The organism is Pseudomonas sp. NBRC 111130 (genome assembly GCF_001320485.1).
Lineage (GTDB): Bacteria > Pseudomonadota > Gammaproteobacteria > Pseudomonadales > Pseudomonadaceae > Aquipseudomonas > Aquipseudomonas vlassakiae.
The window spans coordinates 1-10,597 of sequence record NZ_BCBG01000009.1; the positions used below are offsets into that span (position 1 = coordinate 1).

Here is a 10,597-nt window from a genome sequence, read left to right on the forward strand (position 1 = left end):
GTAGATAATGGTGCCGCCTTCCGCCACGGTCGGCGTGGCGGTCAGGGTGACGCTAGTGGTGTCCTGGGCATCGGTAACGGAGGTGCTGACCGGTGCCTGGTTGGCGACCAGGTTCTCGTAATTGCCGCCGCTGACGCTGGTAATGCTGTTGGTAACTGCCGCGTGGCCTTGGTAGACATCGTTGGTGACGGCACCCGTGGCGGTACCGGAGGACTGCCCGACTGGGATGGTGATGGTTTGCCCATTGGCCAAGCCGACTACGACCGGGCTACCGGTGACCGGCGCATTCACCGTGGCGGTGTAGACGATGGTGCCGCCTTCGGTCACAGATGGGGTCGCGGTTAGCGTAACGGTAGAGGTGTCGATGGTATCACTGACAGTGGTGACTGCCGCCGTGCTGTTGATCGCCAGGTTTTCGAAGTTGCCACCCGAGACATTGGTGATCCGTGCGCTGACCTGTCCGGCGTCGAGGTACGGATCATCGGCTGGCGCGGCAACGGCGACGCTCCCAGAGGTCTGATTGGCGCCGATGGTGATGGTCTGGCCATTGCTCAGCGCGACTGTAACCGCCGACTGCGCAGCATTGGTCAGAGTGGCGGTGTAAACGATCTGCCCACCTTCGGCCACGCTGGGCGTCGCCGTCAGCGAGACGGTCGTGGTGTCCTGGACATCGGTAACGGCGGTGCTGACAGGCGCCTGGTTGGCAATCAGGTTTTCGTAGTTTCCGCCGCTGACGCTGGTGATGCTGTTGGTGACCGCCGCGTGGCCTTGATAGACGTCGTTAGTCACGGCACCCGTGGCGGTACCGGAGCTTTGGCCGACCGGGATGGTGATGGTTTGCCCATTGGCCAGGGTCACCACTACCGCAGATTCAGTAACCGGCGCGGTCACGCTGGCGGTGTAGACGATGGTGCCGCCCTCTGCCACCGATGGCGTGGCGGTCAGGCTCACGGTCGAAGTGTCGACGGTGTCGGTGACGTTGGTCACCGCTGGCGTGCTGTTGACTACCAGATTTTCGAAGTTGCCGCCCGATACATTGGTAATGCTGGCACTGACCTGTCCGGCATCGAGGTACGGGTTGTCGCCGTGCGTGGCGAACGCAACGCTGCCAGTGGTCTGGTTGGCACCGATGGTGATGGTCTGGCCATTGCTCAGGGTCACGGTCACTGGCGACTGTGCAGCATTGGTCAGGGTCGCGGTGTACACGATCTGGCCACCTTCGGCAACGCTCGGCGTTGCTGACAGCGAGACCGAGGTGGTGTCCTGCACATCATTGACGGTGGTGCTGACCGGGGTATTGTCAGCCACCAGATTCTCGTAGTTGCCGCCGCTGACGTTGGTAATGCTGTTGGTAACAGCCGCGTGGCCTTGATAGACGTCATTGGTCACGGCGCCCGTGGCGGTACCGGAGCTTTGCCCGACCGGGATGGTGATGGTTTGCCCATTTGCCAGAGTTACCACGACGGCGGAGCCAGTGACCGGTGCGGTCACCGTGGCGGTGTAGACGATGGTCCCACCCTCGGACACCGAAGGCGTGGCGGTCAAGCTCACGGTCGAGGTGTCGACGGTATCGGTGACGGTGGTCACCGCTGACGTGCCGTTGACGGCAATGTTTTCGAAGTTCCCCCCGCTGGCAGTGGTGATGCTGGCGCTGACCTGGCCGGCATCGAGATAGGGGTTATCGCCATGCGTGGCGACCGCGACGCTGCCAGTGGTCTGGTTGGTAGCAATGGTAATGGTCTGGCCATTGCTCAGGGTCACGGTCACTGGCGACTGCGCAGCATTGGTCAGCGTCGCCGTGTACACGATCTGTCCACCCTCAGCCACGCTCGGCGTCGCCGACAGCGAGACGGTGGTGGTGTCCTGAACATCGGTCACCGCAGTGCTGACGGTCGCGGTATTGGCCACCAGATTTTCGTAATTGCCGCCCGTGACCCCGGTGATGCTGTTGCTGACCGGCGCATGCCCCTGGTAGGCATCGTTATCCACAGAGGCAGTCGTCGTTCCCGTGCTTTGCCCGACCGGGATGGTAATGGTCTGCCCATTGGCCAGGCTCACCACCACAGGTGAGCCTGTGACTGGGGCATTGACAGTGGCGGTGTAGACAATGGTGCCGCCTTCGGCCACCGACGGCGTGGCGGTCAGGGTCACAGTCGTGGTGTCGAGGGTATCGGTGATCGCGGTCACCGCTGGCGTGCCGTTGACCGCCAGGCTTTCGAAATTGCCGCCCGTGGCATTGGTGATACGCGCGCTGACCAGGCTGGCATCGGCAAAGGGGTTATCGGCAGGTGCGGCCACGCTGACGCTGCCCGAGGTCTGGTTCGCCGCGATGGTGATGCTCTGGCCGTTGCTCAGGGTCACCGTGACGGCGGTCTGGCCCGGGTTGCTGAGGGTTGCGGTGTAGATGATCTGGCCGCCTTCGGCCACGCTCGGGCTCGCGCTCAGGCTGACAGTGGTGACGTCCCGGATATCACTGACGGTGGTGCTGACAGGCGCAGGGTTAGCGACCAGATTCTCGAAGTTACCCCCGGTAACCCCGGAGATGCTCGTGCTGACCTGGCCTTGGCCCTGATAAACATCATTGCTGACCGGCACGCTGACGATGCCACTGCTCTGGCCGACCGCCACAGTGATGGTCTGGCCGTTGGCCAGGGTCACTACCACCGGCGTGCCAGTCACCGGTGCCGAGAGGCTAGCGGTGTAGACGATGGCGCCGCCTTCCGCCACGGAGGGCGTGGCGGTCAGCGTGACGGTACTGGAATCGGTCGAATCGCTGACCACGGTCAGAACGGGAGCCGGGTTGGCTTCCAGGTGCTCGAAGTTGCCCCCGATGGCGGAGGTGATATGGGTGCTAAGGGTGGTCGCGTCCTTGTACACATCGTTGGCCGTCTGCAGCACCACGCTGCCACTGCTTTGACCCGCGCCGATGCTGATGACCTGGCCGTTCGACAGGGTGACCGTGACTGGCGTCTGGGCCGGGTTGCTCAGGGTCACGGTGTAGGTGATCGCACCGCCTTCGGTCACGTTCGGGCTGGCGCTGAGGGTGGCGGTGGTGATATCGGCCGTGCCAACCACGCGGGTCTCGGCCGGCGTGCCGTCGATGGCGACCAGGATGCCGCCGCCGCTGGTGACGGTGATGCTGGTCGAGACGTGACGGTCATCCGCGTACACCGTGGTGCCTGGCGTGACCGGCACGCTCACCGAGCCACTGGTCTGCCCGGCGGCGATCACGATCACCGCGCCATTGGACAAGGTCACGGTCAGCGCGCTGAGCGGCGCCTGGCCGACCGTGGCGACATAGACGATGCTGCCGCCGGCCTCGCTGACCGACGGCGTTGCACTCAGCACCACGGCGGTGGCCAGTTCGGCGACCGCCGTTGGGGTGGCGGCCTGCCGCCCGGCGGCGAAATCGAAGTCAAGGCTTTCGCTGAAGTTCAGCGGCCCGGTCTGAAAGCCAACGTTCGGGTCGACCCGGGCAGCTGTTTCCTCGAGCAGGACGAAACTGTGCCCGCCGCCAAGCGCACCGCCGCCGCTGCCGCCCGAGGAGGTCGGGCCGGCAGCGGTAGCTTCCAGCGCCGTGGTCGGGTCGACACCCGCCTGGATCGCCTGTTGCAACTGCTCCACCGACGGCGCAGCCTGCGCGGTGGCCAGGTACATGTCGGTGCTGTGGTCGGCGGTGCTGGCGCTCCATTGGCTATCGCGGCCCAGGTCTACATAGCGGCCGTCGGTCAGTTGCAGGGTGACAGCACCGCCGACACCGGTCAGTACCTGCTCGCCTGCGAACAGGCGGTCTCCTTCGATGAGCACGCGCCGTATGCCTTCCGGCGATACTGCGATGACTTGGCCAACAATGCTTTTGACGATGGCGACTACGGTGCTCATGGGGCTCTCCAGATGACTCGACCAGTGCCTTCCATGCCCCTTCGGCGCTCAAAACCGGCGGGTAGTGGAATAGTATTAAATTGCCTCTGCTTATAGGTCTGTCAAACTTCCGTGCTTTTATCGCTTGCGCGTTTAAAGAATGTCGAAATATTGACTTGCATCGCTATTTTGCGAGCGACGCCAATCTAAAGTCATAACGTTAAATAGCCGCTTGCCAATTCTTACTTTCGTATTAGTTGTATCGCTGTTACCTGCCTTTTTCAGCGTTCGGGCGTACAGGCCTCGTCCTGTCTGGCTTCGGCAAGCGTGGAGAGGGCTTTGTATAATTTCTGGGTTGCGACTTGTGTATCTCGCGTTAGTCTTTCCCTATCGCAGCGGAGGTTGGCTACGTGCAGAAATTCTTGGCGACTTGAAACCTTCGAATAGCGATGTCGTCAGCTTTAAGAACACCGGGCCATTGTTGATGGGGCCTGCTTCCAACTATCGCAAGGAAGAGAGCGCCACGTGGAATCCGAAGTCCGTCGAGCCCAGCTCAGTCATGACCCGCGAGGTCAGCACGACGATCCGCTGCTGGATTGCCTGCTGACCCTCTGTGTACTGCATCAGAAACCCGCCAGCCGGGTGATGCTGACCACCGGGCTGCCATTGCCGGCCCAGCGCCTGAACGCCGAACTGCTGCCCCGCGCCGCCGCCCGCGCCGGCCTGCAGGGGCGCCTGTTGCAGCGCAAGCTGGAGCAGATCCCGAGCATCGCCATGCCGGCCATGCTGCTGCTCAAGGAAGGCCGTGCCGCCGTGCTGCTGGGTTGGGAAAACGCCGACACTGCACGCCTGCTGCTCAGCGAAAGCGATGGCGGCGAGGTGCTGGTCAGCCGCGAAGCGCTGATCGGGGACTACAGCGGCAAGGTGTTCTTCGCCCAGCCGCAGCACAAGTACGACGTCAACCACGGCAACCTGATTCCGCGCGCCAAGTCCTGGTTCCGCGACACCCTGCTGCGCAGCAAATGGCTGTACATGGATGCCATCGCCGCCAGCCTGGTGATCAACCTGATCGCCCTGGCCGCGCCGCTGTTCGTGATGAACGTCTACGACCGCGTGGTGCCCAACCAGGCCACCTCGACCCTGTGGGTGCTGGCGGTGGGCATTACCGGTGCCTACCTGTTCGACCTCATCCTCAAAGGCCTGCGCAGTCTGTGCCTGGACCTGGCCGGCAAGAAGACCGACCTGATCATCTCGGCCACATTGTTCGAGCGCATCGTCGGCATGTCGATGAAGTACCGCCCGGCGCGGGTCGGCAGCTTTGCTCAGAACATCCACGAGTTCCAAGGCCTGCGTGACTTCCTCGCCTCGCTGACCCTGACCAGCCTGATCGACCTGCCATTCACCCTGATCATCCTCATGGTCATCGCCATCGTCGGCGGCCATCTGGTGTGGATCCCGGTGCTCGCCTTCCCGTTGGCGCTGGGCATCGGCTACGCCCTGCAAAAACCCCTGATGGCGACCATGGAGCGGACCATGGCGCTGGCCTCCGAGCGCCAGTCGAGCCTGATCGAAACCCTGGCCGGCCTGGACGCGGTCAAGGTCAACAACGCCGAGAGCGAGCGCCAGTACCGCTGGGAGCAGACCCTTGGGACCCTCAGCCGCCTGGAACTGCGGGTCAAGGTGCTGTCGGGCCTGGCCATGAACATCACCTTGATGATCCAGCAACTGGCTGGCGTGGCGATGATCTGCGTCGGCGTGTATCAGATCATCGATGGCAACCTGAGCATGGGCGGCCTGGTGGCCTGCTACATGCTCAGTGGTCGAGCTCTCGGCCCGCTCGGGCAGTTGAACGGGTTGCTGGCGCGTTACCAGCAGGCCAAGGTGACCATGGCCTCGACCAACCAGATGATGGAACTGCCGCAAGAGCGCAACTTCGAGGAACGCCCGCTGAGCCGCCAGGTGCTGCAGGGAGCGATCGAGTTCCGCGGGGTCGATTTCACTTACCCGAACCAGCAGAACATGGCCCTGAAGAACATCAGCCTGAACATCCGCCCGGGCGAGAAAGTCGGCATCATCGGCCGCAGTGGCTCGGGCAAGAGTTCGCTGGCCAAGCTGATCGTCGGGCTGTATGAGGCGGACAACGGCTCGTTGCTGGTAGACGGCGTGGACATTCGCCAGATCGACGTCAGCGAACTGCGCCACAACGTCGGCTACGTGCCGCAGGATATCCAGCTGCTGGCCGGTACCTTGCGCGACAATCTGGTCAGCGGTGCCCGCTACATCGAGGACGAGCTGATCCTGCAAGCCGCCGAGCTGGCTGGCGTGCACGAGTTCGCCCGGCTGCACCCGGACGGTTACGAGTTGCAGGTTGGCGAGCGCGGGCAAAACCTCTCCGGTGGCCAGCGGCAGAACGTCGCCCTGGGCCGTGCGCTGTTGCTCAACCCGCAGATCCTGCTGCTCGACGAGCCCACTGCGGCCATGGACAACACCGGCGAAGAGCGCCTCAAGCAGCGCCTGCAGGCGGTAATCGAGAACAAGACTGTGCTGCTGGTGACCCACCGGGCCTCGCTGCTGACCCTGGTCGACCGGCTGATCGTCATCGACCGCGGCCAGGTGGTTGCCGATGGCCCCAAATCTTCGGTCATGGATGCGCTGAAGAAGGGGCAGATCAGTGTTGCATAAGCTCGATATCGGACAGTTCAAAGACAACCTGCGCCGCTACTTCAAGGGCTCCGACTCGCTGCACGGGCAGCCGCTGCCCGAGGTCAACAAAGCGCTCATCGAAGACGCCCCGCGCGTCGTGCGCCTGACCATCTGGGGCGTGATCGCGTTTTTCCTGTTCCTGATCGTCTGGGCCAGCTTCGCGCCCATCGACGAAGTCACCCGTGGCGAGGGCAAGGCCATTCCCTCGTCCAAGGTGCAGAAGGTGCAGAACCTCGAAGGCGGCATCGTCGCCGAGATCTTCGCCAAGGAAGGGCAGGTGGTCGAGGTCGGCCAGCCGCTGCTGCGCCTGGACGAAACCCGCTTTATCTCGAACAAGGGCGAAACCGAAGCCGAGCGTGTGGCCATGGCCCTGCGCGTCGAGCGCCTGAGTGCCGAGGTCGACGACAGCCCGCTGAAGATCGACGACAAGCTGCGCGAGGCCGCTCCCAGCCAGGCGGCCAGCGAAGAGTCGCTGTTCGCCAGCCGGCGTCAACAGTTGAATGACGAGATCAATGGCCTGCAACAGCAGCTGGTGCAGAAGCAGCAGGAGTTGCGTGAGTTCAACTCCAAGCGTGCCCAGTACGCCAGCAGCCTGCAGTTGCTGAACCAGGAAATCGGCATGTCCGAGCCGCTGGTGGCCAGGGGGGCGATTTCCCAGGTCGAGATCCTGCGCCTGCGCCGCTCCGAGGTGGAAACACGCGGCGAACTGAGCGCCACCGAACTGGCTATCCCGCGCGCCGAGGCGGCGGTGAAGGAAGTGCAGAGCAAAATCGAGGAAACCCGCGGCAAGTTCCGCAGCGATGCCCTGACCCAGCTTAACGAGGCGCGCACCGACCTGAACAAGGCGACTGCCACCACCAAGGCGCTGGATGACCGGGTCAACCGCACACTGGTCACTTCGCCGGTGCGCGGCATCGTCAAGCAGCTGTTGGTCAACACCATTGGTGGTGTGATCCAGCCGGGCAGCGACATCATCGAGATCGTGCCCCTGGACGATACGCTGGTGATCGAGGCGAAGATCCTGCCCAAGGATATCGCCTTCCTGCACCCGGGGCAGGAGGCCATGGTCAAGTTCACCGCCTATGACTACACCATCTACGGCGGCCTCGAGGCCAAGCTGGAGCAGATCGGCGCCGACACCATCACCGACGAAGACAAGAAGACCACCTACTACCTGATCCGCCTGCGCACCGAGAAGAGTCACCTGGGCAGTGACGCCAAGCCGCTGGAAATCATCCCCGGCATGGTCGCCACGGTGGACATCATGACCGGCAAGAAAACCATCATGAGCTACCTGCTCAAGCCGATCATCAAAGCCCGTACCGAAGCCCTGCGCGAGCGCTGATGAGGTTTACGGCCTTGTAGAGGGTACCCTGTGGGAGCGGGCGTGCCCGCGAACACCGGCGAAGCCGGTGCCATACACTGCGGAGCCTGCTTCGCGGGCAAGCCCGCTCCCACAGGGGCCGAGTCGGTTTGCAGAGTGCCGCTCAGATCAACCCGGTGTCTTCTTCTTCCTCAATCAGGTTGTTCAGGCTGCCCAGCGCCTTGCGCGCGGTAGAGCGGTTGAGCAGCTTGGCCTGGGCACCGGCGGGCAGGTCGGTGATGCTGATCACACCCTTGGTGGTCAGCACATCGATCAGATCCTCCAGCACGCGGATCATGTCCAGGTCGCTCTGCTTGAGCTGGCGCAGGCTGTTCTCGACCACATCGTCGGCAAACCATTCCTGGATCTCGGCATGGTCGGCCGGGAGCATTTCCGTGAATTCGGCATAGGGGGCAGCTTCTACCCGCAGCAACTGGCCGTCGGCGTCGCGTTGCACGTAGAACATGGCGTCGTCCCTCGTCACGATGGTTCCTTAGTTGGTAATCCGCAGCATAGGCAAAGTTCACCAGGCAGGTGAACCCGGCGCGTGAGTATGCGCTGCGCGAGGGGTGGCAGGGAAGGCCGCCCCCGCGGTGGCCTGGGCTGGCCACCGCGGGACGGGGATCAGTGATCGACCTTGATGGTCGGGTCGGCACCGCTGATCAACGAGTTGACCGTGGTGTTAGACCAGTTCACGCCTTCGAGCTTGATGGTCACGTCGGCGCTGCCGCCGGCGTTGAGCTTGCCTTCGGAGCTGACCTGCAAGGTCGAAGTGCCATCTGCGGCGGTGGTGATCTTCAAGTAGTTGTCGATGGTGCTGGCGGTCTCGCCCTGTAGCAGGTCGTGCAGGTCGAGGCGGTCACCCTCGCTGGGCTTGAAGTCCTTGATCACGTCGTTGCCAACATCACCGGCCTTCCACACGAACAGGTCGGCACCGCTGCCACCAATCAGGATGTCATTCCCTTGGCCGCCGATCAGGGTGTCGTTGCCGCTGCCGCCGAGCAGGATGTCATTGCCCTTGCCGCCATCGAGGTAGTCGTTGCCACCCTGGCCGAAGATGATGTCATTGCCTGCGCCGCCCAGCAGGGTGTCGGCCCCGTCGTTGGCCCCCGAGATATCGAACTCGGTGTAGTGCTCGCTGACGTACTGGTGCATCGCCCGCGCGTCCACGTCACCAACGTCGACCCCGGTCTTGCCGGCGACATAGGCCTGGATGGCCTCGACACCGGTGCCGGCGATGGACGGGAAGGTCACCAGGTCGCCGAAGATGATGTCGTTGCCGTCGCCACCGTTGACCGTGTCGTTGCCCGGCAGGGTCGCTTCGGTGTGGCCGAGGATGGCATCGGCGAGCTTGCTCGGGTCGATGTTGGTCTGCGGCTTGCCATCGGTGTCGTACGGCTTCAGGTCGTTGGCGTTGACGCCGCTGTTCAGGCCGATCGCTTCGACGTCGGACAAGGCCGAGAGGATCTTGAAGCTATCGGTCGAGTTGGTGCTGGTGGCGCTGTTGGTGGAGTTGCCGGTACCCGCCAGCGACGACAGCTCGTAGCCGCCGTTGCCTTCGGCATGCAACTGGCCGCTGGTACTGTACGACCAGCCGCCTCTGTTGCTGTACGTCTGTACCTGCAGGTTGCCGCTGCTGTCGATGCTGATGTAGTTGGTGTTGTTGATGTAGGCATTGACCGTCATGCCCGCCTTGTAATTGATCGAGGCGAGGTAGTCGTCCATGGTGACGCCGGAGTTGCCCAGGGTCGGGTTGGTCTTCTCGTTGGTCTGGTAGTAGGTTGGCTGCCCGTCGGTAATGAAGAACGTCTGGTTACTGCCGGTGCTGCCCGCTGCCTTGAGCGCCTCGAACCAGTTGGCGGTGGTCTTGAAGGCATCTTCGTAGTTGGTACCGCCACCGGACGACAAGTTGTTCAGCGCCGCGAGCAGGGTTTTCAGGCCCGCGTCGTTGAGGGTCACCGAAACAGTGCTCTTGACCTGGGTGGCGAAGTCCACCAGAAGGATGTTGACCACACCCGACTGGGCGCCTTTGACGCTGGCCGCCAGGGTCTTGAACACCGACTCCAGCGAAGACTTGGCCGCGCTTACGCCCGACGAGCCCATCGAGCCCGAGGTGTCGACGATGAAGGCGATGTTGTAGTTCTGCCCCGGCACCACGTGCAGGCCATTGACGTCCGAGACGATGATGTCGTTGCCATCGGTACCGGTGATGGAGTCGCTGTCGGACGACAGGTTGCTGGTGGTGTAGGCCTGCGGGTAGACCGTGACCTTGATGGTGCCCTCGGTGGTAGCGGTACTGCCGCCGACGCTTTCACTCGAAGTCGAGCTGACCTTCACGTCGAACTGGCCTTGGTAGTAGGCCGGTGGCTTGATGGTCAGGCTGCTCAGGTTCCAGCCGGTGACATCTACCGCGCCGCTGCCGACGGTAATGGTGTGGCCAGCGCTGTCAGCCAGCACCGAGCCTGCCGGGATGCCCGAGAGCTTGACGCTCAGGGATTCCGAACCGTCGGTGTCGGTCAGTGCGGTGTTGATGCTCACCAGCTTGATCGGGGCGCCGTTCTCGCCGCCTTCGTTGAGCTTGTAGCCGTCGTAGTAGCCCACGCCGTTGCTGCCATGCAGGTCCGACACCGTTACACCGGCATTCGCCAGCGCACTGACGTTCGGGTACAT

General features: G+C 63.2%; 5 protein-coding genes. 2 read left to right on the top strand and 3 right to left on the bottom strand.

All coding sequences use genetic code 11. The features are described 5' to 3' along the window. On the bottom strand, window positions 1-3,882 hold a 3,882-nt coding region (locus tag APH33_RS04390), incomplete at its 3' end, for an S-layer family protein (protein WP_156351889.1). 504 nt (window positions 3,883-4,386) lie between these two features. On the opposite strand from APH33_RS04390, the gene APH33_RS04395 reads away from it, so the two are divergent. Next, window positions 4,387-6,543, top strand: a complete 2,157-nt coding sequence (locus APH33_RS04395; RefSeq protein ID WP_054883980.1) for a type I secretion system permease/ATPase — start codon at window positions 4,387-4,389, stop codon at window positions 6,541-6,543. Then, on the top strand, window positions 6,533-7,909 hold the full coding sequence (locus APH33_RS04400; protein WP_054883981.1) for an HlyD family type I secretion periplasmic adaptor subunit: 1,377 nt from the start codon (window positions 6,533-6,535) through the stop codon (window positions 7,907-7,909). Before APH33_RS04395 ends, APH33_RS04400 begins: the two co-directional genes overlap by 11 nt. A gap of 142 nt (window positions 7,910-8,051) precedes the next feature. Here the strand turns inward: APH33_RS04400 and APH33_RS04405 are convergent, their stop codons facing one another. Both APH33_RS04405 and APH33_RS04410 read right to left on the bottom strand, forming a co-directional pair. Continuing rightward, complete coding sequence (locus tag APH33_RS04405; protein WP_054883982.1) at window positions 8,052-8,393, bottom strand: hypothetical protein; 342 nt, start codon at window positions 8,391-8,393, stop codon at window positions 8,052-8,054. Window positions 8,394-8,551: 158 nt separating this feature from the next. Beyond that, the coding region (locus tag APH33_RS04410; protein ID WP_054883983.1) for a type I secretion C-terminal target domain-containing protein at window positions 8,552-10,597 on the bottom strand (2,046 nt) is incomplete at its 5' end.

Coding starts and splice junctions, on each gene's coding strand:
- APH33_RS04405 (WP_054883982.1), bottom strand. CDS start 8,393: ATGTTCTACGTGCAACGCGACGCCGACGGCCAGTTGCTGCGGGTAGAA.